The organism is Noviherbaspirillum sp. L7-7A (assembly GCF_019052805.1).
In the GTDB taxonomy this organism is placed as follows: domain Bacteria; phylum Pseudomonadota; class Gammaproteobacteria; order Burkholderiales; family Burkholderiaceae_D; genus Noviherbaspirillum_A.
This window is the reverse complement of sequence record NZ_JAHQRJ010000001.1, coordinates 614,463-638,929: the sequence shown is the minus strand read 5'-3', so window position 1 is coordinate 638,929 and position 24,467 is coordinate 614,463. Positions and strand designations below refer to the sequence as shown.

Genomic DNA, 24,467 nt, shown 5'->3' with positions numbered 1-24,467 from the left:
TGCAGCTTTTTTAATACACTCGCCGCGCCGATTCACCCTTTCCTAAATCCTGGTAAGAAATTTACTTGGGGAAACTTTTGTTTGTCGCGATAATGTGCAGATCCTGTCGCCACATCCCCGCTCATCAAGGTTTTTCATGAACAACCAGTCCAAACCGAACAAATCCCGATTCCTTTCCGCCTTCTCGAAGAATTATTCCGGTCCGCTGAGCCACGTCGCCCTGTCCGCGTTGAGCGCCTGGATGATGGTCCAAGGCCTCAAGGGCCTGGCCGGCTTCACCGTCAGCACCCAAAGCGCGATGGCTGACCTCGTCGGCATTGTCGTCATCGTCGGCATTGCCCGCTGGATGCGGGTCAAGCCGGACGTGAAGTAAGCGTAGCGGCGGGGTGCCGATGCATGAATTCCCGCAACTGGTCAACGGATAAGGGTTGGCTCAGGTAGTAGCCTTGAATCGCATCGCAGTCGTGACGCTGCAAAAAGCCAAGTTGATCCGGCGTTTCAACTCCCTCGGCAATGACTTTCAGGTTGAGTGCGTGCCCCATCGCAATGATGGCCTTGACGATGGCGGCATCATTCTGCTCGCCCGGAACGTCCTGCACGAAGGACCGGTCTATCTTCAGGCTGTTCACCGGAAAGCGCTTCAGTTGCGCCAGCGACGAATAGCCAGTGCCGAAGTCGTCGACCGCAATCTGCACGCCAATCGCCTGCAAGGCGGATAAAACCTTCACCGCGCGCGCCGGATCCTCGATCACCAGGCTTTCCGTCACTTCAAGCTCGAGCAGTGCGCCATCCAGATCGTAGCGCCGGATGGCGGATTCGATATGGGCAGCCAGAGCGGGGTCGGCAAACTGACGGGCCGACAAATTGATGGCGACTGGCAACACGACCTCGCCTGCTGATCGCCAGGCCGCCATCTGCCGGCACGCTTCATTCAGCACCCAGTTGCCGATGTCCATGATGTCGCCGGAAGTCTCGGCGATCGGGATGAACATGGATGGCGACAGCAAGCCATATTGCGGATGCATCCAGCGCACCAGCGCTTCCGCGCCTGTCACCTGCCCGGACCGCAGTTCCAGCTTGGGTTGGTACAGCAGGCATAGTTCCTTGCGCTGGGCTGCACCGGGCAGATCCGCCCTTAATGCCAGCCGCTGCACCGAGGCGGCCAGCATATCGGCGGCGTAATGACAGACCACATTGCCGCCCTGCGCCTTGGCCTGGCTCATCGCCAGGTCGGCACCGCGCATCAAGGCCTGGGCATCGTCGCCATCGTCCGGAAAGAGGCATAGGCCGATGCTGGCCGTCTGGCGAAATACCCGCTGGTCCACTTCGACCGGTTCAGACAGCGCCTGGGCCAGTTCCCGCGCCACGGATTGCAGGCTTTCCATCGAGGCAGGATTACGCACCAGCACGACGAATTCATCGGCGCCCAGCCGTGCAGTCTCATCGGCTGCGCCGGCAACCTGGCGCAAGCGGCGCGCCGCCTGCCGCAGGACGGCATCGCCCGCCTTCTGCCCCAGGCTTTCATTGACCAGCCTGAAGCGATCCAGATCGATGCAAAGCAGCCCCGCCGCCTGTCCCCGCCGCCGTGCCTGATGCAACTCCTCCTCAAGCAGCTGCCGGAAACGATCGCGGTTGGGCAGGCCGGTCAATGCGTCATAACTCGAAAGGTCGCGTATCTGGCGCTCGGCAATATAGGCACTGACCGCAACGCCGGCCAGGTCGGCTGCGGCGGTCAGGATCTCCATTTCAAATTGACTCGGGGCGCCTGGTATGTGATGGTAGATCGCCACGGTGCCGAGAACTTGGCCTGACTTGCCGAAGAACGGCCTTGAATAGCAAGCCGCCAAACCGTTGGGCACTGCCAGGCCCTGGTAATTACGCCACAGGGGGTCACTGGCGATGTCGGTGGTAATGACCGGAGCGCGTCGATAGGCGGCGGCGCCGCAGGAGCCGGTAGCGGGATCCACCGTTAACTCCAGAATTGCCTGATGAAATGATGAAGGGAGCGACGGCCCGGCGGAGCGTCCGAAATGCTCGCCGTCCTCGCTCAGCAGCAGCACGGAACACAGCGAATCCGGCGCCAGTTGCTCAACCATGCGCGCGACATCCTCCAGAATGGCCTGCAGGTCATCGCCATGCAGGACCATTTTCATCACACGCGCCTGGGCTGCGAGAAAACCGGACAACACGGACGCTTCGGACACCGCAGCGCTGGCTGCCTGCGGCGAGCCACTGCCTGCAGCCAGTTTTGTGCTTTTTCCCAGGGGACGGTCGCGCGCCAGCAATGCCTGAAGCGTCGCGCCATTGGTAATCGGATGAAGCATGGCCACGATGCGGGTAATGTGCCCGCCTTCATCAAACGCCATGCCGCGCATGGTTGCGGTAACTGGCAGCCATCCTTCAGGAGTACGCACGCGCAGATCGACGGTCACGATGGGCATGTTTCGCGAAAGACAGCGGCTGATTGCCGCATTGAGTTCGCTATGATCATTCGGATGAAGCAGGGCGCGGGCCGCCATCGCATCGAGATAGCTTGGGACGGCGTCGCTTTGTTCAGGCCCTGCAGTTGGGTGCAGGATGCACACCAGATCATCTTCGATCTGCCATATCACCGTAATCGTTTCAAGCACGCTGCTGACAAGCTCGCGCACGGAAGCAGTCATTCCCCCGCCTTCGCCATGACTTAAGGCATCGCTTCTGTCCGATTCGCCGCGGTTCATTCCCATCCCTGTTACCCACCGATGTGTGTTCAGTGACCCCCAATCGATTACCAAAACTCAGTTTCCTTGCAAGAAACTGAAGATATAGTCGCACCGAGGCCGGGCAGGCTCTATGCGCAGGATCATTATTCGGACAATATTTATTCATTGTTGCTTTTTTGTTATTTACAGATGTCCGGGTCACCGATTACCAGAAGTCAGCGAAGAGACGTGGTTGTATGAAAATTTCACCATTTCCAGTGAAACGGTTGAAGCATCAAAAGAACAACGCGGACTAGGCGTTCCAGCACAACCTATCTATACTTTCGCAAGCACTGGACATGCATGTCTGGCAACATCACAGGCGTGCTCACGATTTCCAACAAGAAATTTGCCGAAGGCAAGCCAACCATGATTCGCATCGTAATTGCTGATGATCACACCATCATGCGTGAAGGGCTCAAACGCATTCTGGATGGCGCAGATGACATCGAAGTGGTAGGAGAAGCAGTTGATGGTTTTGAAGTTCTGGCGCAGGTGCGCAAGGGCGGATTCGATCTGCTGATGCTGGACCTGTCGATGCCCGGACGCAGCGGGGTCGAACTGATCCGTCAGATCAAGGACGAGGTGCCCAAGCTCAATATACTCATCCTGACAATGCATGAGGAAGAGCAGTATGCGGTGCGCGCCATTCGGGCTGGCGCCCGTGGCTATCTCACCAAGGAGAGCGCAGGCACCCAGCTTGTCAGCGCCATACGCCGGGTGGCATCGGGCAGGCCTTACATCAGCATCGAGGTTGCCGAGCAACTGGCCATGGAAGCCATGCCATCAGTGGAAGAGCTACCGCACAAATATCTTTCCGACCGGGAATTCGAGGTATTCAGCTTGCTTGTCATAGGCAAATCGATTACCGAGATCGCGGAGCTCCTGCATCTGAGCGTCAAGACCGTGAGTACTCACAAGACGCGAATCCTGCACAAGATGGGCATGCCTTCCCTGGCTGAACTGGTGCAATACGCGGTAGCACACCGCCTGCTGATGCCAATGCGGCTTTAATTGCCGATTAATGAACGCCCCGAAACCTGTGCCAGCAGGTTTCGTCCGATTTTGGGCAGTCAATCTGGCCGTTAACCGCTCCATTTGTCTGTCAGCGGACATGTAGGACAGCCGTAGGAAAATCCCTACACTCCCATTCAGCGCATCCCGATAGTCAGTAACCGCCAGTATTGGGATACTTGCCCACGTGTTTCACGCGCCTTGCTTCAAGTAGTAACAAACCTGGCTGCCACGCCTTAAGACGCAAAAACCGTGCGTCACCGATCTGGCAGGCAAGGCACGCAAGACATTGATGCCATGCAAGACCACTGCCGGGAACTGGCTTTCGTCCCCTTTCCGGCCCGATGCTGTATCTATGCAATGATTTGGGAGATCGCTATGGGTGCCACGCAAGTTCAAGAAAACCGTTCCGACGCCGCTGCGATGTCGATGCGCCTGCCGCCGATGGAAGCCGGCTGGCAGCGTCAAGGCAAGCTCTGGTCCAATCTGAAAGAGTTGTGCGCGCTGCTGCGGATTCCAGCGACATCCACGATGAACGATGATGACTTGCTGTTCCAGCATGTGCAGTTCAAGACCGGGCAACGCATCCACACCATAGGGCAGCCATTCGATACGCTCTACATTGTCCATTCAGGTTTCCTGAAAACCGTCCTGATCGACGAATACGGCAACGAGCAGGTCTTGAGCTTCCCGATGAAAGGCGACTTGTTCGGCGTGGATGGCATTCATACCCGGCGTTATGCATCGGAGGCGGTGGCGCTGTCGAATTGCGACCTGGTATTGCTCCCATTCAAGAAATTTACCGCTCTTGGCCGCACGCACATCGAACTCGAGCATGCGATGTACAGCGTGATGAGCCGCGAGCTCGTGCGCGAGCAGGCCATGGTTAGCATGCTGGGTGCGCTCAGTGCCGAAGCCAGGGTGGCGCGTTTCCTGGTTTCGCTGTCGGAGCGTTTTGCCGACATGGGGTATTCCAGCAAGCTGTTCAACCTGCGCATGACCCGTCACGAGATTGGCAGCTACCTTGGCCTGACCCTGGAAACAGTGAGCCGCACGCTGTCTGCATTCAACGAGATCGGGCTGATCACCGTCGACCAGCGCTCGATCGGCATTTGCGATGCCGATTCGCTGCGCACCCTGCGCCGCCTGCCGCCATCGACCACCCGCAACCGCCAGGCTGCCGGCCGCAAGAACCGGACGGCGCCCGTGACGGAAGAACCAACGAGTCCCGAGCCTGCGACCTGGGATCAATTGATGAGCGCCTGACCTGCGCTGCCTGCGCTGCCTTTTTTGACAGCCGGCACGGGTGGGGTCTAACATCCGACCCCACCCGTGCCGGCTGTTCGTGGCCATGATGCGTTGCACGGCCTCCAGATCAAACCGAAAGCCACATGTCATCTGACGGACTGTCTTCAGCCATGGATGCCGTTCGCCGTATTCCCGGCGCAATGGCGCGCCGCATTCTTGTCGCGGATGACAGCCCGGTCAACTGCATCGTGGCCCAGCGCATGCTGCACAGCCTGGGCTTTCCTTCCGAGATGGCGACGACCGGCAGCGAAGCCCTGGAGCGGCACCGGAAACGTCCCTATGACCTGATCCTGATGGACAGCCAGATGGCGGGCGTCAACGGGTTTGAAGCGGCCACGCGCATCCGTGCCGTACAGCGGCATGGCACGGTACCGTTAATCGCCTGCACCACCGCATCGTCGGATGAACAGCGCAATGCCTGCCTGCGCGCGGGCATGGATGATGTATGCGTCAAGCCTCTTCAACCAGTGCAGCTGCGTAACCTCCTTCTGCTCTGGCTGCCAGCGCACACGCTGGAAGAGGCCAGCCGGCGCGACGCGCTGACCAGGGCCGAACTGCTTTCCCTGGCCAGCTTGTTTGGCGCCGGCTTCGACGATGTCGTGCTGACATTCCCGAACGATACGGAAGCACGCCTTCTGGCACTGCGGCAAGCGGCTGCGGGAAGCGACATGCTGCAACTTCGCAGGGTCGCACATGCGCTTGCCGGCAGTTGCGCCTCGATCGCCGGATGGCGCATGGCTGGCTTGTGCCGGGTACTGGAACTGAAGTGCCAGGCGGGGCAGCGCGCCGGCCTGACCCGCCTGCTGGCTGACATCGGCAAGGCTTATTGCAGTTTTAATTTACAGCTCGATCATGTCTTGCGTTGTCAGCAGTTGAGCCAGGCCAATGAGCATTCATCACCGACGCGATACTAATACGCCCGTTCCGTCATCTGGGAGGCCATCCATGCAAACTTCATCGGCACGCGTTCAAATTGCGGTTTCCCGCCGTGCACTGGTGATCGATGACAGTTCCGTGGAACGGATGCTGGCAACGGCTGTTCTGCAAAAGTTGGGCTTTGCCGTGCATTGCGCCGGCACAGCGGAAGAAGCGCTGGCGCTGCTGGCGCATTGCAGCGTCGATCTGGTCATGTGCGACCTGGCCCTTCCCGGCATGGACGGCCTGACCCTGCTGGCAGCGCTACGGGCTTGTCCGGCGCCGCCTCCCTGCATCGTGCTTTCCGCGCATGACGATCCACGCCATGCGCTGGCTGCCATGCAGGCCGGTGCGCGCGCTTATCTGGTCAAGCCGCTGCGCCTGGCCGACATGCGTGAAGCGGTTGCTGCAATCCATCCGGCGCAGCGGCCGGAACCAGCATCTGAACACATTGCGTCCACGGCTGCCGCCGCCGCAGCGGATCCGGTCCGTCTCAACCGTAGTGTCCGACGGACGGGCGCCGCAGTTGTGCAACCAGTTCGATCAGTCTTGGCCTTACTTCTTCAAGCAGGAATTCGCGCGACAGGTTGAACGCCGGCCCGCCACAGTTGATGCTGAGCGGCGCCGCGTTTTCGGTTGGCCTGAAGGCCACCGCGATGGCGTTCACGTCCGGCTGCCAGTCGCCGAAAGAGGTGCAGCAACCCAGCGTGTGATACTCGTCGACTGCGCGCATCACCCGGTCGCGCAGCGCCGGCCAGGCCAGCTCGTCGAGGTCACGCACCCGCTCCAGGATGTCATTGCGCTCATTGCTGGAGACTTCGGCCAGATAGGCGCGACCCATCGCGGTGCTGGCCACCGGAATGCGCGCGCCCACATCCAGGCGCAGGGTCAGCGCCGCCTGGCTGCGGCAGTTTTCAACGTAGATCATGCTGAGGCGGTCACGCATGCCCAGCGACACCATCGTGTGGGAAAAGTCCGCCAGTTCCTGCATCAGGGGCCGCGCCATCTGGCGTATGTCCAGCCGGGACAGCATTGCGCTGCCCAATGCCAGGGTCGCGGTGCCCAGCCGGTACTTGCCGGCCTGTTCGTCGTATTGCAGGTATCCCAGCTTGGTCAGGGTGTAGGTCAGGCGGGAGACAGTGGACTTGGGCAGCTTGCTGCGTTCGGCCAGTTCCTGGTTGCCCAGGAGCTTGTCTCCCGAGCGGAAGCAGGCCAGCAGTTCCAGTCCCCGCGCCAGCGCGGTGACGAAATGCCGGTCTTCCTTGATGTTGGGCCGGCTCAAGGCGGCATCGGGCGACGTCATTAATTGTTGCGTCATGGTCTTGCTCCCCTGGTTATCGATGTCAGTGCCGTTGTCAGTAGCCCGTGGAGGCCATGCGCTGCAATTCCTTCTTGAGGATCTTGCCCGTCGCCGCCGCCGGCAGGTGTTCCATGATGACGATCCGGCTTGGCACCTTGTACGGCGACAGCCGTTCCCTGGCATAGGCACGCAGCGCTTCCTCGCCGACCTGCGCATCCTTCGCAATCTCGACGAAGGCCATCACTTCCTCATTGCCTTCGACGGCACGCCCGACCACCGCCGACTGCACCACGTCGGGATGCGCATTGAGCACCTGCTCGACTTCGATCGGGTAGACATTGAAGCCGGAGCGTATGATCAGTTCCTTGCTGCGTCCGACAACATGGAAGGCGCCGTCGGCATCGATGCGCCCGAGGTCGCCGGTGCGCAGCCAGCCATCGCGGGTGATGGTTTCGGCGGTCAGTTCCGGCGCCTGGTAATAGCCCAGCATCACATTCGGGCCGCGCACCTGGATCTCGCCCACGCCCTGCGGATCAGGCTCGGCGCCATACAGCCGCACTTCCACGCCAGGAATCGCCTGGCCAACCGAGCAGTCGGTGCGCGGCGCATCAAGCCTGGTCTGGCAGATCGAGGGAGAGGCCTCGGTCATGCCGTATCCGTTTTGCAGGGGCAGATGGAAGGCCTTTTCGAATGCCGACTTCAGGGCCGGCGTCAGCGGCGCGCCGCCGGACTGGGCAACCCGCAGATGCGGCGCCGGCAGCGCATTGCCGCTGCTTTCGCTCCAGGCCAGCAGCTTGGCATACATCGCCGGCGCGCCATGCATCACGGTCACGCCACGCATCGCAAGCGCATGCGCCAGCGCCGCCTCGGAGAAGCGCGGCACCAGCATCAGCGTAGCGCCGCTTATCATTGACGCCACCAGCAAGGCTGACAGCCCGTACACATGGGACAGCGGCAGCACGCCGTAGACCGTGTCGCCCGGCGCCAGGCCGCGCATGCGGCGATTGTTGTTGCCGATGAAAAGGAGATTGGCATGACTCAGCATGACGGCCTTGGGCGCACCGGTCGTGCCCGAGGTGTAGACCAGCACGGCAGGCTGGCGCCCGGCGGCATCGAACACTGGCTCGGGCTCGGTGCGGATGTTCAACGGTCCCATTGCGATTTGCCCGATCACGGGCCACTGCTGCAATTCCGCCCCGCGGGCCTGGCCGTGTGCCTGCGCTGCAGCCGAACCGGTGCCGAAGTACAGCGTGCGGCGCGCCCCGGAATGGGTGATGAAGTTATCGATCTCACGGTCCGACAGGCGCGCATTCACCGTCGCGGACCAGGCATCGAGCCGGCTTACAGCCAGGATGCACACTGCCAGCGCTACCGAATTCTCGGCAACCAGCAGCACCCTGTCGCCAGAACGCACGCCGGCTGCCGCCAGTTGCGCCGCCACCGCGCCCACTGCTTCCGGCATTTCACGGTAACGCAGGGTCAGGTGCTCGTCCGTCAGGGCAATGTTGTCGGGATGGCTTGCCACCCACGGCAGAAATGCCTCGTGGATGCGGCGCGGCAAAGCCGGCTCGGCCGCTTGGTTCAGCATATTGTCTCCTCGCATGCTGTTTTGCATGCATTCTGTTTCAGGCGATACTGTCATAATGGAACCCAAAAATCAATTTCATTCAGAATTGAATTCTGCACTGCAAAACCAGCATTTTAGTGTGATTCGATGTTGAAGTGGTAGACCTCGCACCGCCACCGGCATTGCCTCTGAACAATCAGTTAGTACGGCTGCGCGCAATTCTTGACATCTTTATGGCACTCACATAGAGTTCCGCATGCCCAAACAGCATTCCACCGTGCAGAATAAAAATTCGCACCGAAAAACTCCCGACCTGGCGTCGCGGCGAAACAAGAAAACCTCGCAGGAGATCAAGCATGCAATCCAGTTACCTTCCTGAGCCAACGTCACCTGACCTGGTCATCGGCATCATCGGCTGCGGCGTGATGGGACGTGGCATTGCCCAGATTGCTGCGCTGGCCGGCGCCACCGTCTGGCTCAACGACACCCGCGCCGGCGCCGCAGAGGCAGCCAGGCAGGCGCTGGCTGGCACCTTCAACATGCTGACCGAAAAGGGCAAACTGCAGCGCGAGGCCGCAGACAGCGCCATCGCCCGCCTGCATGCCGGCGACGACCTGCAGCAACTGGCCGGTTGCCATGTGATCGTCGAAGCCATCGTCGAACAACTGGAAGCGAAGAAGACCCTGTTCCGCACGCTGGAAGACATCGTCAATCCGGGCGCCATCCTGGCAACCAATACCTCCTCCCTGTCGGTGACGTCGATTGCCGCCGGCCTGAAACGGCCGGAACAGGTGGCCGGCTTCCACTTCTTCAATCCGGTGCCGCTGATGAAGATCGTCGAGGCGATCGGCGGCCTGATGACCTCACCGGAAATCGTCGACTACATGCTGGCGCTGGGCCGTCACTGGGGCCACACCGCGGTGCGCGCCAAGGACACGCCGGGCTTCATCGTCAATCATGCCGGCCGCGGATTCGGCACCGAGGGCCTGCGCATCCTGGCCGAGAACGTGACCGACATTCCGACGCTGGACCGCATCCTGCGCGACGGCCCCGGCTTCAAGCTGGGCCCGTGCGAGCTGATGGACCTGACCGGCCTGGACGTATCCCATCCGGTGATGGAATCGATCTATCACCAGTACTATGAAGAGCCGCGCTTCCGTCCGCAGAACCTGACGCGCCAGATGCTGGACGCCGGCGCGGTCGGCCGCAAGGCCGGCCATGGCTTCTACCGCTACAGCGCCGAGGGCAAGAAGGAGGTCGCCGCCGAGCCGGCGCCCTCTTCCGCCCTGCCGCCCAGTGTCTGGCTGTCGCAGGCCCGGCCAGAACTGGCGGCGCGCATCGCGCCTTTCCTGCAGGCAGCCGGCGTATCGCTGGAAGACGGCGCCAGGCCGAGCGAACGCGCACTGTGCATCGTTACGCCCCTGGGCGACGATGCCACCCGCTGCTGCGTGGCGCAGGGCCTGGACCCGCGCCGCACGGTCGGCGTGGAAACCCTGTTCGACCTGACCCGCCGCCGCGTGGCCATGACCACGCCCGCCACCGATGCCGCCCATGCCGAGATGGCGCGCGGCCTGCTGGGCGCCGACGGCGTGCCGGTCAGCCTGGTGCGCGACAGCAGCGGCCTGGTGTCGCAGCGCGTGGTGGCGCATATCATCAATATCGCCGCCGAGATTGCGCAGCAGAATATCGCCGAGCCGGCCGACATCGACCGCGCCGTCACCCTGGGCCTGGGTTATCCGCGCGGTCCGCTGGCCTGGGGCGACGAGCTGGGCGCGCGCACGGTGCTGACCATCCTCAACAACCTGCTGCAGGAAACCGGCGACCCGCGTTATCGCGCCAGCCAGTGGCTGCGGCGCCGCGCCGAACTCGGCCTGTCGCTGTTGCAGCGCGAAGTCTGATCCGAACCGGCCTGCGCTGTTTCACGTTGGCCACCCCTTGCCTTAGAACGAACATTCAATCTGGAGAACGCCATGCAAGCCAAAGCACAATTCCACTGGGACGACCCGCTGCTGCTGGACCAGCAGCTGACTGACGAAGAGCGCATGGTGCGCGATGCCGCGGCTGCATACTGCCAGGACAAGCTGCAGCCGCGCGTGCTGGAAGCCTTCCGCAACGAGACCACCGACCCCGCCATCTTCCGCGAAATGGGCGAACTCGGCCTGCTCGGCCCGACCATTCCCGAACAGTACGGCGGCCCCGGCCTGAACTATGTCAGCTACGGCCTGATCGCGCGCGAAGTCGAGCGCGTCGACTCCGGCTACCGCTCGATGATGAGCGTGCAGTCCTCATTGGTGATGGTGCCCATCTATGAATTCGGCACCGAGCAGCAGAAGCAGAAGTTCCTGCCCAAGCTGGCCCGCGGCGAGTGGATAGGCTGCTTCGGCCTGACCGAGCCGAACCACGGTTCCGACCCCGGCTCCATGATTACCCGCGCCAAGAAGGTCAATGGCGGCTACGAGCTGACCGGCGCCAAGATGTGGATTTCCAACTCCCCGATCGCTGACGTGTTCGTGGTCTGGGCCAAGGACGACGAAGGCGCGATCCGCGGCTTCATCCTGGAAAAGGGCATGCAGGGCCTGTCGGCCCCGGCCATCCACGGCAAGTTCGGCCTGCGCGCCTCGATCACCGGCGAAATCGTGATGGACGGCGTGTTCTGCCCGGAAGAGAATGCCTTCCCGGACGTGCGCGGCCTGAAGGGCCCGTTCACCTGCCTGAATTCGGCCCGCTATGGCATCGCCTGGGGCGCGCTGGGCGCGGCCGAAGCCTGCTGGCATACCGCGCGCCAGTATGTGCTGGACCGCAAGCAGTTCGGCAAGCCGCTGGCGGCCAACCAGCTGATCCAGAAGAAGCTGGCCGACATGCAGACCGAGATCACGCTGGGCCTGCAGGGCTGCCTGCGGTTGGGCCGGATGAAGGACGAAGGCACGGCGGCGACCTCGATCACCTCGATCATGAAGCGCAATTCCTGCGGCAAGGCGCTGGACGTGGCCCGCATGGCGCGCGACATGCTGGGCGGCAATGGCATCTCGGACGAGTTCGGCGTGATCCGCCACATGGTCAACCTTGAAGTGGTCAATACCTATGAAGGCACCCACGACATCCATGCGCTGATCCTGGGCCGCGAACAAACCGGCATCGCCGCGTTCTGAGAGCGGCGTCGGAGACCAACATGGACTTGAACTTCACAGCGGAAGAAACCGCATTCCGGGAACAGGTGCGCAGCTTCATGCAGGAAAAGCTGCCGGCCGACATCCGCAAGAAAGTACTGGGCGGCCTGATCGTCGAGCGCGACGACTATGTGCGCTGGCAGCGCATCCTGCATGAGCAGGGCTGGGGCGCGCCGGCCTGGCCGCAGCAGTTCGGCGGCACCGGCTGGAATGCCACCCAGCAGTACATCTTCGAGGAAGAGTCGGCCGCGGCCGGCGCGCCGCGCGCGGTGCCCTTCGGCCTGAAGATGGTGGCGCCGGTCATCATGGCCTTCGGCTCGCCGGCGCAGCAGCAGCGCTTCCTGCCCAAGATCCTGGCGGCCGAGGAATGGTGGTGCCAGGGTTATTCCGAACCCGGCGCCGGCTCCGACCTGGCCTCGCTGAAGATGCGCGCGGTACGGGAAGGCAACGAATACGTGCTCAATGGCCAGAAAACCTGGACCACGCTGGGCCAGTATGCCGACTGGATCTTCTGCCTGGTGCGCACCGACTTCGAAGCCAAGGCGCAGCGCGGCATTTCCTTCCTGCTGGTGAAGATGGACACGCCAGGGATCACGGTGCGTCCCATCATCACGATGGACGGCGCGCACGAGGTCAATGAAGTCTACTTCGAGAACGTGCGGGTGCCGGTCGAGAACCTGATCGGCGAGGAGAACAAGGGCTGGACCTATGCCAAGTTCCTGCTGGGCCACGAGCGCACCAACATTGCCGGCATCGGCATCGCCAAGCGCGAGCTGGCACGCCTGAAGCGGGTTGCGCTGCAGGAGCAGAAGAATGGCAAGCCGCTCCTGAAGGACCCGATGTTCGCCGCCCGCGTGGCGCAGGTGGAAGTCGACCTGACCGCGCTGGAAATCACCAATCTGCGTGTGCTGTCGGCAGAAGCCGAGCATCGCGCGCCGGGGCCGGAAGCGTCGATCCTGAAGATCAAGGGCACCGAGATCCAGCAGGCCATCACCGAGCTGCTGACCCAGGCGGTCGGACCGTATGCGCTGCAGCTGCGGCGCGAGGCAATGGCGGCCGGCTATCAGGGCGAGCATATCGGCCCCGACTATGCCACGCCGCTGGCCGCCGGCTATCTCAACATGCGCAAGCTGTCGATCTATGGCGGCTCCAACGAGATTCAGAAAAACATCATCTCGCAAATGATCCTGGGACTGTAAGACATGGACTTCACATTCACGGAAGAGCAGCAGATGCTGCAGGACACCACGCGGCGCTTCATCGCCCGGGATTACAGCTTCGACACCCGGCGCGAGCGCGCCAGGGCGGCGCGCGAGGGCCGCGCCGACCGCAAGGTCTGGCAGGGCTTGGCCGACCTCGGCCTGACCGCGCTGAACGTGCCGGAAGAAGACGGCGGCCTGGGCGGCAACGCCATCGACACCATGCTGGTGATGACGGCGCTGGGCGAAGGCCTGGTGCTGGAGCCCTTTCTCTCCAGCGCGGTCATGGCGACGAAGGCGCTGGCCACGCTGGGCAGCCCGGCGCAGAAGGAAGCGATGCTGCCGGCACTGGCCAGCGGCGAGATGATCGCGGTGTTTGCCCATGACGAGGCGGCCAGCCGCTTCGACTGGAAAGCCATCGAGACCAGCGCCCGCGAGGACGACGGCAGCTATGTGCTCAACGGCCGCAAGAGCATGATTGCCTATGCGCCCCATGCCGACGTGCTGCTGGTGACGGCCCGCATCGAAGGTCCGGACCAGCCCGGCGCCCTGGCCGTCTTCGCCGTGCCCAAGGATGCGGCCGGCCTGCGCATCACGCCCTTCCCCATGGTCGACGGCGCGATCGGCGGCGAGATCCTGCTCGACGACGTCACCGTGCCGGCGCAGGCCCTGCTGGGCGAGTCCAGCGACGACGCGGAAAGCCGTATCGGCGAAGTACTCGATGCCGGCCTGGCCGCGATCTGCGCCGAAGCCGTCGGCGCGCTCGACAAGCTGCTGGCGGCCACGGTGGAGTATGCCCGCACCCGCAAGCAGTTCGGCGTGCCGATCGGCAAATTCCAGGCGCTGCAGCACAGGATGGCCGACATGGTGTTGCATATCGAGCAGGCGCGTTCGATGGCCTATCTGGCCTCGGTGCGCTGCACCGACACCGACCTGGCGCGCCGCCGGCGCGACCTGTCGGCCGCCAAGGTCGTGGTTGGCCAGGCCTGCCGCTTCGTCGGCCAGCAGGCGGTACAGCTGCACGGCGGCATGGGCGTTACCGACGAGCTCGATGTGAGTCATTACTTCAAGCGCCTGATGGCCATCGAGATGCAGTTCGGCAGCACGGACACGCATCTGGAACAGGTGGCGGCCGCGCTGGCCTGAAGCCAGTCACAAGGACCGCCCTGAGACGCAAAGGCCGCGGCGAGTCCGCGGCCTTTGCTTTTTTTGGCGGAATTTGCAGCCAGTCGCTGCTCAGTCCGTCCCGCGCAATTAGCGATAGAGGACCATCGCCGGAATGGTTGCACCGTTTTCCCCGACCTTGTCCAGCACTTGCTGCTGTTCGGCTGCATTGCCGCCCAGCCCCTTCAGCCATGCCAGCACTTCATTGCGCAATTGCAGCCTCGGACGTGTTTCGATTTCCAGTTGTGTCAGGAATAGCGCGAAGGTGCCAGCGGCGGGATGGGACGCGCAAGCGGCGACATCGGGTCCGATCAGCTCGGGAGTCCATGCCATCAGGGCACGGGCAAGTTGCGATACCGCCTCGTGATCCAGTCTGTCGCCGGCAAGCTCCTCCGAGCAGGATTCGGTGCTTTCGGTGTCGCGATCCCAGTGGGCATCACGCAACCCAGCGAATACGGAACGGTTAACGGGATTCATGGACATTGTCTCCTTGAAAAAATCTGCTTTGTAACCTTTGCGCCGGATTCATGACTTCCTTGACGCATGCGGCGGCCAGTAAATCGGTTTTCACCCGGCTTTATGTCACCAGAGGAAGAAGAAAGCCGAACGGTTGACGTTATAATGGCCGCCGGACTGCAAGCGGTTACAAGCACCCTTGCAAGTGGGCCGCCGGATCGCGGCCCGTTTTATTGAGTGCCTGCAATATTCGTTCTGGCGCCACAAGTTCGCCGGTCCGGAAATCTTCTGTCTTCATCCCTGGTTTCTTATGTCCAATACCCAAGTGCGCAAGCCCATCGAAATCAAGATTTCCACTGTCGTCGCGGTCGCGGCCATCCTCGGCGATACCAGCATGCCTGTGCTGCAGGCGGCAATGACGGAAATGACGGGCGGCGCCGCCGATTACTTCGACGGCGAATTCGCCATCATCGACCTTGGCTCGATGGCGCCTGCGCCCGCAACGGTCGACTGGCCGGGCCTGGTTGCCCTGTTCAAGTCGCATGGACTCAATCCGGTTGCGGTGCGCAATGCGCCGCCGGCACTGGAAGCGGAAATACTGGCGCAAGGCCTGTCGCTGGATGTGGTTGCCAAGCCCCGCGGCACGCCGCGCGCGGTGCAGGAGCCAGCGCCTGCGCCAGCGGCTCCCGCGCCGCAACCCGCACCGGCACAGCCGGCGCCCGTGGCGCAGCAACCGGTGGCACGCGGCGCCATGATCATCGATACGCCGGTGCGTGCCGGCCAGCGGGTCTATGCCCATGGCTGCGACCTGATCGTTACCGCCGCTGTCAATAATGGCGCTGAACTGATTGCCGATGGCAGCATCCATGTCTACGCACCGCTGCGCGGCCGAGCGCTGGCCGGTGCCTCGGGCGACAGCACTGCCCGCATTTTCGCCATGAGCATGGAACCCGAGCTGGTGTCGATTGCCGGCTATTACCGCACATTCGATGATGGACTGCCCAAGGACCTGGCGCATGCGCCGGGCCAGGTGCGCCTGCTGGGCGACCGCATTGAAATCATCGCAATGACGAGCGCATTGCATCGTTAAACGTTGTCAACACCGTTTTTCTAATAAAGGAGTTTGTTTGTGGCAAAGATAATCGTCGTAACGTCCGGCAAGGGCGGCGTTGGCAAAACCACTTCCAGCGCCAGCTTCGCGTCCGGCCTGGCTCTGCGCGGCCACAAGACCGCCGTGCTCGATTTCGACGTCGGCCTGCGCAACCTCGACCTGATCATGGGCTGCGAACGGCGCGTGGTGTACGACCTGATCAATGTGATCAACCAGGAAGCCACCCTGAACCAGGCGCTGATCAAGGACAAGCATTGCGAGAACCTGTTCGTGCTGCCGGCATCGCAAACCCGCGACAAGGACGCGCTGACCGAAGACGGCGTGGAACGGGTGCTGAAGGACCTGGCGGCAATGGACTTCGAATACGTGATCTGCGATTCCCCTGCCGGCATCGAGCGCGGCGCCGTGATGGCGCTGACCTTTGCCGACGAGGCAGTGATTGTCACCAATCCGGAAGTCTCCTCGGTGCGCGACTCCGATCGCATCCTGGGCATCATCCAGGCCAAGTCGCGGCGTGCCCAATCGGGCGGAGAGCCGGTCAAGGAACACCTGCTGATTACCCGCTACGTGCCCAAGCGCGTCGAAGCCGGCGAAATGCTGTCCTATACCGACGTGCAGGAGATCCTGCGCATACCGCTGATCGGCATCATTCCCGAGTCGGAATCGGTCCTGCATGCTTCCAACCAGGGCAATCCTGCCATCCATATCGAAGGCAGCGACGTGTCGCAGGCTTACAAGGACGTGGTATCGCGTTTCCTCGGCGAGGATGTGCCGATGCGCTTTACCACCTATGAAAAACCCGGGCTGTTCCAGAGAATCTTTAGAGGCAAGTGACATGGCCCTGCTCTCTTTCCTGTTCAGCAACAAACCCAAGTCCGCCAACGCGGCCAAGGAACGGCTGCAGATCATCATCGCGCGCGAGCGCAATGGCACCGCAGGACCTGACTTTTTGCCGGCCCTGCACAAGGAGCTGATCGAAGTCATTTCCAAGTACACCAAGGTCAATGCCGACGACATCAAGATTTCACTTGATCGCCAGGGCAACCTGGAAGTGCTGGATGTGAACGTGGTACTGCCGGACGCCGCGCCACGCTGATTTATCTGCGACTACCGTGAGCAACACAGCATGGCGTGTGCTTGACGCCAGTTCCAGCCGTGCATCTCAAACCGCCTGCAACCAGGGCGGAAGGCCATGAATGGACTTCCGCTTTGGCCCGCTTCTCAATTCCGACCAAATTGACTTCGGCGCCGCATCGCGGCAATCCGCTGTCGACGCACTGGCGAAGAGCCGCGGCCTGTTGCGTGCCTGTTTTGTCTTTCTCGCCAGGGTAGTCAAGCCGGAAGCGCTCCAGGCTTCCAGAAGGTTTCTCAATGGGTAAGCCGCCAGCCATTCCGGGCTTGCTTCAGAGACCGGCAAGTTCGGGACGGGCATTGCTTAATCATCCTTTGTGCCTTTAGCGGTTTTGCCCGGTTTCTTCTCGATCCTGTCTTCCTTCGCTGCCTTTTTTTCCTTGCCGACATTCCCGGACTTGTCGCCTTCTCCGGTCTCCCGGATGTCGGCATTTGTTTCCTGTTCGTGCCGTATTGCCTTGGGCTTTGCTTTTTTCCCTTCTCCTGCTCGAACCGGACCGGCCTCCTGCTGCCTCACCTCGAGCGTTGCCCGCTTTTTCTTCTGCCTGCAAACGCTTGCCGGACTAGTCGGCCGACTTGGTGCTGAAGACTCGCTGTCAGGCACACTTTCGGCTGCAGGCGAATTCTTACGGTTGCCCTTTTTGTCCTGGAGAACCGGCCTGTCCATACCCGCCTTCATTCCAAGCGGAAGGACGTCATCCGGGATGTCATCCCGTTATTTCAGGCGACTCGCCCACTGCGGTTTCCCGATTGCTGCGCCTGAAATCCATCAGCACACTGACTTGCTGGAAAAAGTCGAGCCATATCCGGAAATACGCTCTTTCTTCCGGCAATGCGCCCGAGTCCGGTCTGACAAGCGCTTTGATCTTTTCACGGAAGAGCAATATTTCATTGACATAACCTAATTCATTTTCGATTTCTTCGACCAGGGCATCACGAATGGCAATCCCCTTGGCCGCTTCGGCAAAGCCGACCAGAGCCAGAAATTTGTACGCAACGCAATAAATGTCTGACCAACCCTTGGTGAAGACGCCAAAACATTGCTCGAACAGTCGCAATACGGATTGGTCGATGTGATATTTTTCGAACTTCTTGTCGGCTTTCTTTTTCCAGCCGAGCAGCGCTTTTTCCTTGGAGTCAAAGCCGGCAAGTTGTTCCTCTGGAAGCTCCAGGAGCGCTTTCTTTCCGCCTTCGGGCGATGAAACAGGGAACAAGGCAGCCATCGAACCAGCGCGCCGATGCTTATGGGGAGCGGCCTGGGCATCTGCCTGGGCGAAGCATTGCCCAGTTTTATCAGCGCACTGGTGACGTTCGAATGCTGATCGCCTAGGTGAATCCGGACCAGCTCCTTGCTTCTGTTATCGATCACTCTACGCAATTTGTCCAGATGGGCAGCGGAAGACTGCGTGCCTGCAGAACTCCCTTCCCTGAGCAGCGCTTTCGCCACCCGCAACGCACAGTTGAACAGGCTTATCCACACACCCAGCTTTTCTCCCTGTGCGGATCTGGTCCTCTTCTGGTAATCCCACCAGGAATTCATTTGGCGGGCCAACGCTTGCATGCTTTCATCGGTCGCAAATTTTGCATCCACCAAGCCGATGAAGCCTTCAGCAAAGTCATTGTCAAGAGTGCAATTACTTGTTGTGGATGGTATGCGTCCGACCTGCCTGACCAGCTCACTGCCACAGGTATCGGGGTAGGAAGTACCATGGAGCAGCATCGCGCACTCGCAGTAGTGTTCCCATACCGGAGTCAACCTGTCGTCTCCTCTGTGCAGGAACACTACCCGTGCTTGCGGCGCCGCTGGCTTGGCGGTGGTGACGGTAGAAGCAGTTGTCTTGGTTGTCGCGCCGGTCGTGGTTGTCGTGGTCGGATAGACAGTGCTATTGGTGGCCGCGATTGTGATTGGGCCGGCAGCGATGATCGATGTCGTAATAACATGTCCGTCACTCATCGACACGCGATCCGCCGGCGGGGCTCCGGCACTCAGCTGGCTGACTGTCTTGCTGCTGCGAGCCTGGATTACTGGCACATCGTTTCTTTCCTGTTGCATAGGTGAATCTTTTTCTGCTCCCTTGCCTTGTACGAAAGCGAGCGACGCATTTTCCTGTGCTGAACTGTTTACAAAAATTAATTTTTCTGCATTCATTAAAAACATTCCTCTTCGCGGTGATAGGCAAGCAGCGGCGTGAGTCGTCCGCGATAGCGAATGAGTTCCATGCTGCCATGCGTTTTGCTCCGTGCGCCAACGCACTCCCGATTGCAGGAAACCCACGAGATAATGCAGCCATTACTACCAGTCCTTTCGGTAATCGTCATGAATCCCAGGCTTCGGTTTCTGTATTCCCTGCTTGTCCTTTTCCTTGTGCTGGGCCTATGTGCCTATGCTGCCTCTGCACTCCTGGGCTGGACGCCGGGCACCCACGGCTTGCCGCCGGATATCGCCGCCATACAACCGGCGGCAAGAGGATTCTGATGTCCGCGCAATGCGCAGCAGGCGCGCGGACATGAAGCTACACGGCATTGACTACACGTCGGCGCCCAGCCGGCGCAAGGGCATCACCATCGCCAGCGGCGAGTTGCAGGGCGATGTCTACGTGCTCGCAGCGCTGGTTTCCCTGCCTGACCATGCGGCTTTCGATGACTGGTTACGTCAGCCAGGTCCATGGCTGGGCGCCTTTGATTTTCCCTTTTCCCTGCCGCGTGAACTGGTGGAACACCTGGGCTGGCCAACCGAATGGGAAGCATTGATGCGCCATGTCGGGACCTTGAGCCGCGCCGACCTGCGCACCACCTTCAAGGCCTTCTGCGATGCGCGCCCCGTGGGCGGGAAGTTTGCTCACCGGGCGACCGACTATCCCGCCGGCTCATCGCCATCGATGAAATGGGTTAACCCGCCGGTGGCCTATATGCTGCATGCGGGCGTGCCGCAACTGCTGGCGGCAGGCGTGACGATCTACCATCTGCATCCGGGCGATCCGGACCGTGTCGCGCTGGAAGGCTACCCGGGCATGGTGGCGCGCGACATTACCCGCGATTCATACAAGAACGACCAGCCCAGCAAGCAGACGCCGGCGCGGCGCGATGCCCGTGAACGTATTGTCGCGGCGCTGGAAGCCGGCCAGCATCGATGGGCCGTCAGACTTGATGCCGGTCGCTTCCGGGATGCGCTGATTGACGATGGCAGCGCAGATTTGCTCGATGCGGTGCTATGCGGAATGCTTGCAGCCTGGGCGTGGCAGAGACGGAATACACGCTACGGCCTGCCCTCGTTCGATACGCTGGAAGGCTGGATCGTTGGCGCATAGAGCTTGTCCTGGATATCGGGCCAGGTCCCGAAGTCGTCGCCTGGTGATACCAATCCCAGTCCATGACATCCCGGATGAAACCGACGAATTTTTTCGTCTGGCAAGAGCGGCACCGGCTTGCCAGCCGGTGCGCACGCTGCACGCGGGAAAGGAGTCAATAGCCTGGCGATTGACGACGATCCCAACGCAGCCAGGCGGGAAAAGATGCGGTTTTATGAGACTTCATGGATTGGATTGGTTGTAGACGCTGAGCGCAGCGACGAGGCAGTAGCCGGATAAGGCGAAAAGCTGCAATGCCTGGGAAACCATTGCAGCTTCCTGATGCTAGTTGGACGACGTCTTTCCATGCGCTTCCGCAGGCGTCACGGTAGTGCCGGATACGGGCAGGTTACCGGCTCGCTGCACCGACGAATGATGGGCAGGACTAGGCGATGCGATCGTCTCCTTGACGGCCATGTTTTTCAGCCTTGGATCGGACTCCCTGATGATGAACTTGGCCTGGCGTTTGAGCGCTGGCTTATCCCACCGGAGGATAGGTGGCTTGGTCGGACTGCGATATTTGTGTCCAGGCGGCGACAGCTCGGTATCGGCGCCCACATCCAAGGTCCGCGTTGAAGCATGCCGGTGCAAGGGTAGTGCCTGCCCTTCCGAAGCTCCTTGATCATCAGGGGCAGGGGTGCACGCCTTTTGGCGGTCAAGGGTCTTCTGCTTTTTTTGCGGCGGCATGCCCCCACCCCCGATCGCATCGGCAAAGGCGCGTTTGCCTGCCACTTGCGTGCGAACAGGCTCGGCGGCTTGCCATTGCGCCTGGGGCGGGCTAGCTTCCGGCTGACCAAGCAGTAGGGTGAAGTCCGTTTCCAGCCACTCCTGCCTGAGGGTTTCGATGATGTTGTCCCTCACATCCTGGCGCTGCGTTGTCCTGAGCGCAATTAACGCGCTGAAGAAGCGGCTGAAAAAATGAGCTTGTTCCCGCAGCGGCCCATCCGCATTCCTGCTCACTGCCACGGCATTGCGGAAAAGCGTTTCGAACTCTGTAAAAGCACCGTCTTCCCGCTCAGAAATTACCATCAGGCTCTGGTAAAAGGCCAGCGGATTGCGGATACCACCCTTCAGGATGGTATGCACGGGCGTGTCGATGCTCTGCTCCAGCGAACCGATTGCGCCATGCAGCGGATAGACCTGCCGGAACATCCGGTGCAGAGGATGCGCCAGCATCCATTGCCCATAATTCAGGTTTCCGTCGCCCGAGCCGGGATAATGGAAGAATGCTGCGGCGGCGGCCTTCAGGCTCTGCTTGCGCTGCCCCGGTGCGGAAGCAGCGGGCAAGGAAGGCGGCGACCCATCCGCCAGCGGCACGGCAACCGGGGGCGGCGTGGCCCGGCTCAGGTCACCTGGGGCTATCGGCTCTCTGGCATCGAGCAGCCACATGATGTTGAGCTGCCCCAGCGGGTCGGTGCCACTTGCGCCCTCGTTCCCATACAGCCTCAGCAGGGAGCGGGGGCCGTTGTCGTTGTCGTCGCCAAGCAGGCGGTGAATCTGTCGCAGCGCCCTGTTTGGCAGCGGCAAATCCGGGCAGTGATCGTTGGACAGCTCGTTGCCGGCTTGCTCAACCGTTACTCTGGCAGGGCTGGCTGGCGCAGTGTCATTGCGTTGATTTGCCACTACCTGGTCAAGAAGCGGCAGCGCCGGGAGACGTTCCGACAGCGATCTGATGACAACGCCGGAGACTTGCTGCGTTGATGCCTGCTGGCCGGCTTCAGGTCTTTCTGCAAGGTTTTCGCCGCATGCCTCGGCACGTATCTGTTTGATGAAGTTGACTGCCATTTTTTCCTCTGTTTGAAGTTTGGGTTGGCTGTAAAATCCGCCCCTTTGTCGGCCCAAGGCCCGTCTTGTTCCTTCCATACGGCTGCTCGATGCATGGCTGTCCGGTTTCACAACAAGCGCAGCAAAGCGGGCAGCGCGAGGACAGGCAATCGCTGCTGAAAGGGCATGTGCTGCCTGGCGCAACAAGCCAGGCGAACACACAACTGTTGATGGATTTCCGATGTCGAGGCTGTTGTCAGGCAGGCAATCACCACGCTTCCCTACAATGCAGTCTGCAGCGTGCCTCGATCAATCGAACCGAAGGAATCCGTATGGCTGGCTGGCGCGGCAAGGCGCTCGGAGTCGGAACGCTGACAGCGGCATTGCTGGCCGGCGCGGTCCTTGCCGGCCAGCTGCTGCTGGACCAGCAAACCCTCATCGCCACGGCACGGGACCGGGTGCAGGCAGCCACCGGGCGCCAGCTGCAGATCGCCACGCTATCGGTGCGCTGGCTGCCCCTGCCCGCCTTGCGGGCCACGGGCGTCGCGCTATCCAGCCCGGACTGGGCGCAACACCGCGACATGATCGAAGCCGACCAAGTCGACATGCAACTGTCGTGGCGGGCGCTGCTGTCAGGCCGCCTGGCGCCTGGCGCCATCCTGATAAGGCAAGCAGGCATCCATCTCGAAACCAGCGCCGATGGCAAACGGAGCTGGCATATCGCATCCGATGGCAAGGCTTCCGGCGCGCACTGGCAGTACCTGAGAGAGCTGCGCGCCGAGACGATCGACCTGGTGTACCGCAATCCGGCTGGCGAGCATTTATGGAAGATACAGTCGATGGCCGCCAGCTCCGCGCCAAGCTGGCGCAATGCGCAGCTACAGGCCGACCTGCTGCGAGGATCGGAGCGCATGCATCTGGAAGCGGACATGGCGGACCTGTCGCAAGCCGGTCAGGCCGGCGCATCGAGCCAAGGGCGCATCGTGCTGCGCCTGCCCAATGCTTCGGCGACGCTGTCTGGCATATTGCCGTTGTCGCAAAAGGGCAGCGCCGCCATGGCGGCCGATCTGGCGGTGCAGGCGGACTCTGCCGCCCAGGCAATCGGCTTCTTCAGCGCTGCCAATCCAGTCGAAGCGCCCCCGGCGGCGCTATCGCTGCAGGCCCGCCTGCGCGGTGCCGATCAGGCGCTCACGTTCGACATTACCGAACTGAAGCTGGGTTCAACCGAAGCCAGCGGCAGCCTCACATTGCGCCACGACAGCGGCAAGCCGCTGCTTGAAGGACACCTTGCGATTCCCAGCCTCGACTGGACCACATTGCGCCGGGAAGCCGGCAAGCCGCCCCTGGCGCCGCTGGCCAAGGGCGAGATATTCAGACGCGATCCCCTGCCCTGGAAATCGATGGCAGCGCTAGCCGGAGTCGATAGCAGATTGACGCTTTCAATCGACAAGCTCAGGCTGCATTCGGGAATCCGTGTAGGCCAGCTTCAGGCCAGCCTGCGCGGCGGAGGCGGCCGGATCAGTATCGCGCCCTTCTCCATGGCCCTCCTGGGCGGCACCGCCAGCGGCAAGCTCAACCTGGATGGAGCGCGGCATGCCGCCGACCTGACGCTGGACGCCAGCGGCATAACGCTGGAACGCTGGTTCAGCGAGCGGGGGCGCAAGCTGCCCGTCACCGGCGGACCGATGCGCATTCATGCCAGCCTCCAGGCAAGAGGCGACACCCAGCGCGACATCGCCGCCAGCGCCGATGGCCTGATTACGGTGCGCGGCGGCGCCACGGTGATCCGCTCGGAAAAGGCGGGCAATGCGGAAAGCCTGCTGACCGATCTGTTTCCGCTGTTTTCCGAGCGCGATGCCAGCCAGCTGCGGCTGCAATGCTTTGCTGGCCGGCTGCCGCTGCGCCGCGGCCAGGCCAATGGCGCGCTGGTGGGCGCACGCAGCGATGCCAGCCAGCTGCTGACACGGGGCAGCATCGATCTGCGGCAGCAGGACGTGGACCTGCGCGGCAGGGTGCGCGCCCGCAACGGCATCAGCCTGGGCGTGGCGCTGGTGAGCGGGGATGTGGTGATTGCCGGACCTCTGGCCAAACCGAAAATGGCGCTGGATCCCTCCAGCCCGGGAGCGCTGGCGCGGCTCGGTGCGGCAGTGCTGACCGGCGGGCTGAGCGTGGTCGCCACCGCCGCCTGGGATGCGGCCAATCCCGCAGCCAATCCCTGCGAGGCGGCACTGGAAGAACGGCGCGCCGCGGCCAGGTAGCGGGCGCCGGTTGCCAGCTGTTACG

General features: G+C 61.8%; 22 protein-coding genes. 15 read left to right on the top strand and 7 right to left on the bottom strand.

Annotation, left to right across the window (positions count from 1 at the left end; all coding sequences use genetic code 11):
- Positions 1–136 precede the first annotated feature (136 nt).
- A complete protein-coding gene (locus KTQ42_RS02875) occupies positions 137–373 on the top strand; it encodes a hypothetical protein (protein WP_217344134.1) in 237 nt (78 codons plus the stop codon).
- On the opposite strand, the gene KTQ42_RS02870 is transcribed toward KTQ42_RS02875, so the two are convergent.
- A complete protein-coding gene (locus KTQ42_RS02870) occupies positions 354–2,774 on the bottom strand; it encodes an EAL domain-containing protein (protein WP_217344133.1) in 2,421 nt (806 codons plus the stop codon). The genes KTQ42_RS02875 and KTQ42_RS02870 overlap by 20 nt on opposite strands.
- Before the next feature lie 336 nt (positions 2,775–3,110).
- Here KTQ42_RS02870 and KTQ42_RS02865 point away from each other — a divergent pair, with 336 nt between their 5' ends.
- The 4 genes from KTQ42_RS02865 to KTQ42_RS02850 all read left to right on the top strand — a co-directional run bounded on the left by KTQ42_RS02865 (position 3,111) and on the right by KTQ42_RS02850 (position 6,569).
- On the top strand, positions 3,111–3,755 hold the full coding sequence (locus tag KTQ42_RS02865) for a response regulator transcription factor (protein WP_217346792.1): 645 nt from the start codon (positions 3,111–3,113) through the stop codon (positions 3,753–3,755).
- Positions 3,756–4,199: 444 nt separating this feature from the next.
- A complete protein-coding gene (locus KTQ42_RS02860; RefSeq protein WP_217346791.1) occupies positions 4,200–5,021 on the top strand; it encodes a helix-turn-helix domain-containing protein in 822 nt (273 codons plus the stop codon).
- A 125-nt stretch (positions 5,022–5,146) separates the two neighbouring features.
- Positions 5,147–5,977, top strand: a complete 831-nt coding sequence (locus KTQ42_RS02855) for a response regulator (RefSeq protein ID WP_217344132.1) — start codon at positions 5,147–5,149, stop codon at positions 5,975–5,977.
- A gap of 31 nt (positions 5,978–6,008) precedes the next feature.
- A complete protein-coding gene (locus KTQ42_RS02850; protein WP_217344131.1) occupies positions 6,009–6,569 on the top strand; it encodes a response regulator in 561 nt (186 codons plus the stop codon).
- Here the strand turns inward: KTQ42_RS02850 and KTQ42_RS02845 are convergent.
- Together KTQ42_RS02845 and KTQ42_RS02840 are read right to left on the bottom strand one after the other, a co-directional pair.
- Positions 6,472–7,296: an IclR family transcriptional regulator gene (locus KTQ42_RS02845; RefSeq protein WP_249222622.1), complete on the bottom strand. Its 825-nt coding sequence runs from the start codon at positions 7,294–7,296 to the stop codon at positions 6,472–6,474. The two genes, KTQ42_RS02850 and KTQ42_RS02845, sit on opposite strands and share 98 nt — an antisense overlap.
- Before the next feature lie 37 nt (positions 7,297–7,333).
- On the bottom strand, positions 7,334–8,866 hold the full coding sequence (locus tag KTQ42_RS02840; protein WP_249222621.1) for an AMP-binding protein: 1,533 nt from the start codon (positions 8,864–8,866) through the stop codon (positions 7,334–7,336).
- Positions 8,867–9,201: 335 nt separating this feature from the next.
- On the opposite strand from KTQ42_RS02840, the gene KTQ42_RS02835 reads away from it, so the two are divergent.
- From KTQ42_RS02835 to KTQ42_RS02820, 4 genes are all read left to right on the top strand, one after another.
- Positions 9,202–10,743 (top strand): 3-hydroxyacyl-CoA dehydrogenase, encoded by a 1,542-nt coding sequence (locus KTQ42_RS02835; RefSeq protein ID WP_217344129.1) that lies wholly within the window; start codon positions 9,202–9,204, stop codon positions 10,741–10,743.
- Between the two features lie 72 nt (positions 10,744–10,815).
- Positions 10,816–11,994 carry an acyl-CoA dehydrogenase gene (locus KTQ42_RS02830; RefSeq protein WP_217344128.1) on the top strand — a complete coding sequence of 393 codons (1,179 nt, stop codon included), beginning with the start codon at positions 10,816–10,818 and terminating at the stop codon, positions 11,992–11,994.
- 20 nt (positions 11,995–12,014) lie between these two features.
- Entirely contained in the window at positions 12,015–13,211 is a 1,197-nt protein-coding gene (locus tag KTQ42_RS02825) for an acyl-CoA dehydrogenase family protein (RefSeq protein ID WP_217344127.1), read from the top strand.
- A gap of 3 nt (positions 13,212–13,214) precedes the next feature.
- Entirely contained in the window at positions 13,215–14,357 is a 1,143-nt protein-coding gene (locus KTQ42_RS02820) for an acyl-CoA dehydrogenase family protein (protein WP_217344126.1), read from the top strand.
- A 108-nt stretch (positions 14,358–14,465) separates the two neighbouring features.
- On the opposite strand, the gene KTQ42_RS02815 is transcribed toward KTQ42_RS02820, so the two are convergent.
- Positions 14,466–14,858 carry a hypothetical protein gene (locus KTQ42_RS02815; RefSeq protein WP_217344125.1) on the bottom strand — a complete coding sequence of 131 codons (393 nt, stop codon included), beginning with the start codon at positions 14,856–14,858 and terminating at the stop codon, positions 14,466–14,468.
- A 283-nt stretch (positions 14,859–15,141) separates the two neighbouring features.
- On the opposite strand from KTQ42_RS02815, the gene minC reads away from it, so the two are divergent.
- From minC to KTQ42_RS02795, 4 genes are all read left to right on the top strand, one after another.
- On the top strand, positions 15,142–15,921 hold the full coding sequence (gene minC, locus KTQ42_RS02810; RefSeq protein ID WP_217344124.1) for a septum site-determining protein MinC: 780 nt from the start codon (positions 15,142–15,144) through the stop codon (positions 15,919–15,921).
- A gap of 39 nt (positions 15,922–15,960) precedes the next feature.
- Positions 15,961–16,776, top strand: a complete 816-nt coding sequence (gene minD, locus KTQ42_RS02805) for a septum site-determining protein MinD (protein ID WP_217344123.1) — start codon at positions 15,961–15,963, stop codon at positions 16,774–16,776.
- A gap of 1 nt (position 16,777) precedes the next feature.
- Entirely contained in the window at positions 16,778–17,038 is a 261-nt protein-coding gene (minE, locus tag KTQ42_RS02800; protein WP_217344122.1) for a cell division topological specificity factor MinE, read from the top strand.
- Between the two features lie 100 nt (positions 17,039–17,138).
- Complete coding sequence (locus KTQ42_RS02795) at positions 17,139–17,321, top strand: hypothetical protein (RefSeq protein WP_217344121.1); 183 nt, start codon at positions 17,139–17,141, stop codon at positions 17,319–17,321.
- A gap of 56 nt (positions 17,322–17,377) precedes the next feature.
- Here the strand turns inward: KTQ42_RS02795 and KTQ42_RS02790 are convergent, their stop codons facing one another.
- Positions 17,378–17,740, bottom strand: coding sequence for a hypothetical protein (locus KTQ42_RS02790; RefSeq protein WP_217344120.1), 363 nt, complete (start codon positions 17,738–17,740; stop codon positions 17,378–17,380).
- Between the two features lie 40 nt (positions 17,741–17,780).
- Entirely contained in the window at positions 17,781–18,296 is a 516-nt protein-coding gene (locus tag KTQ42_RS02785) for a hypothetical protein (protein ID WP_217344119.1), read from the bottom strand.
- A gap of 1,284 nt (positions 18,297–19,580) precedes the next feature.
- Here KTQ42_RS02785 and KTQ42_RS02780 point away from each other — a divergent pair.
- Positions 19,581–20,381, top strand: a complete 801-nt coding sequence (locus tag KTQ42_RS02780; protein WP_217344118.1) for a DUF429 domain-containing protein — start codon at positions 19,581–19,583, stop codon at positions 20,379–20,381.
- Positions 20,382–20,705: 324 nt separating this feature from the next.
- Here KTQ42_RS02780 and KTQ42_RS02775 read toward each other — a convergent pair whose 3' ends face one another.
- Positions 20,706–22,205 (bottom strand): hypothetical protein, encoded by a 1,500-nt coding sequence (locus KTQ42_RS02775; protein WP_217344117.1) that lies wholly within the window; start codon positions 22,203–22,205, stop codon positions 20,706–20,708.
- Between the two features lie 311 nt (positions 22,206–22,516).
- Between KTQ42_RS02775 and KTQ42_RS02770 the strand changes: the two genes are divergently transcribed.
- Complete coding sequence (locus KTQ42_RS02770; protein ID WP_217344116.1) at positions 22,517–24,442, top strand: AsmA family protein; 1,926 nt, start codon at positions 22,517–22,519, stop codon at positions 24,440–24,442.
- The last annotated feature ends 25 nt before the right edge of the window (positions 24,443–24,467 follow it).

Excerpts from the sequence above, each read along its gene's own strand:
- KTQ42_RS02835 (WP_217344129.1), top strand. The coding sequence starts at position 9,202 with ATGCAATCCAGTTACCTTCCTGAGCCAACGTCACCTGACCTGGTCATC.
- minC (WP_217344124.1), top strand. The coding sequence starts at position 15,142 with ATGTCCAATACCCAAGTGCGCAAGCCCATCGAAATCAAGATTTCCACT.
- KTQ42_RS02845 (WP_249222622.1), bottom strand. The coding sequence starts at position 7,296 with ATGACGCAACAATTAATGACGTCGCCCGATGCCGCCTTGAGCCGGCCC.
- KTQ42_RS02790 (WP_217344120.1), bottom strand. The coding sequence starts at position 17,740 with ATGGACAGGCCGGTTCTCCAGGACAAAAAGGGCAACCGTAAGAATTCG.
- KTQ42_RS02785 (WP_217344119.1), bottom strand. The coding sequence starts at position 18,296 with ATGGCTGCCTTGTTCCCTGTTTCATCGCCCGAAGGCGGAAAGAAAGCG.
- KTQ42_RS02860 (WP_217346791.1), top strand. The coding sequence starts at position 4,200 with ATGGAAGCCGGCTGGCAGCGTCAAGGCAAGCTCTGGTCCAATCTGAAA.
- KTQ42_RS02795 (WP_217344121.1), top strand. The coding sequence starts at position 17,139 with ATGGACTTCCGCTTTGGCCCGCTTCTCAATTCCGACCAAATTGACTTC.
- KTQ42_RS02815 (WP_217344125.1), bottom strand. The coding sequence starts at position 14,858 with ATGTCCATGAATCCCGTTAACCGTTCCGTATTCGCTGGGTTGCGTGAT.
- KTQ42_RS02830 (WP_217344128.1), top strand. The coding sequence starts at position 10,816 with ATGCAAGCCAAAGCACAATTCCACTGGGACGACCCGCTGCTGCTGGAC.
- KTQ42_RS02770 (WP_217344116.1), top strand. The coding sequence starts at position 22,517 with ATGGCTGGCTGGCGCGGCAAGGCGCTCGGAGTCGGAACGCTGACAGCG.
- KTQ42_RS02820 (WP_217344126.1), top strand. The coding sequence starts at position 13,215 with ATGGACTTCACATTCACGGAAGAGCAGCAGATGCTGCAGGACACCACG.
- KTQ42_RS02840 (WP_249222621.1), bottom strand. The coding sequence starts at position 8,866 with ATGCTGAACCAAGCGGCCGAGCCGGCTTTGCCGCGCCGCATCCACGAG.
- KTQ42_RS02875 (WP_217344134.1), top strand. The coding sequence starts at position 137 with ATGAACAACCAGTCCAAACCGAACAAATCCCGATTCCTTTCCGCCTTC.
- KTQ42_RS02780 (WP_217344118.1), top strand. The coding sequence starts at position 19,581 with ATGAAGCTACACGGCATTGACTACACGTCGGCGCCCAGCCGGCGCAAG.
- minE (WP_217344122.1), top strand. The coding sequence starts at position 16,778 with ATGGCCCTGCTCTCTTTCCTGTTCAGCAACAAACCCAAGTCCGCCAAC.
- KTQ42_RS02850 (WP_217344131.1), top strand. The coding sequence starts at position 6,009 with ATGCAAACTTCATCGGCACGCGTTCAAATTGCGGTTTCCCGCCGTGCA.
- KTQ42_RS02855 (WP_217344132.1), top strand. The coding sequence starts at position 5,147 with ATGTCATCTGACGGACTGTCTTCAGCCATGGATGCCGTTCGCCGTATT.
- KTQ42_RS02865 (WP_217346792.1), top strand. The coding sequence starts at position 3,111 with ATGATTCGCATCGTAATTGCTGATGATCACACCATCATGCGTGAAGGG.
- KTQ42_RS02775 (WP_217344117.1), bottom strand. The coding sequence starts at position 22,205 with ATGGCAGTCAACTTCATCAAACAGATACGTGCCGAGGCATGCGGCGAA.
- KTQ42_RS02825 (WP_217344127.1), top strand. The coding sequence starts at position 12,015 with ATGGACTTGAACTTCACAGCGGAAGAAACCGCATTCCGGGAACAGGTG.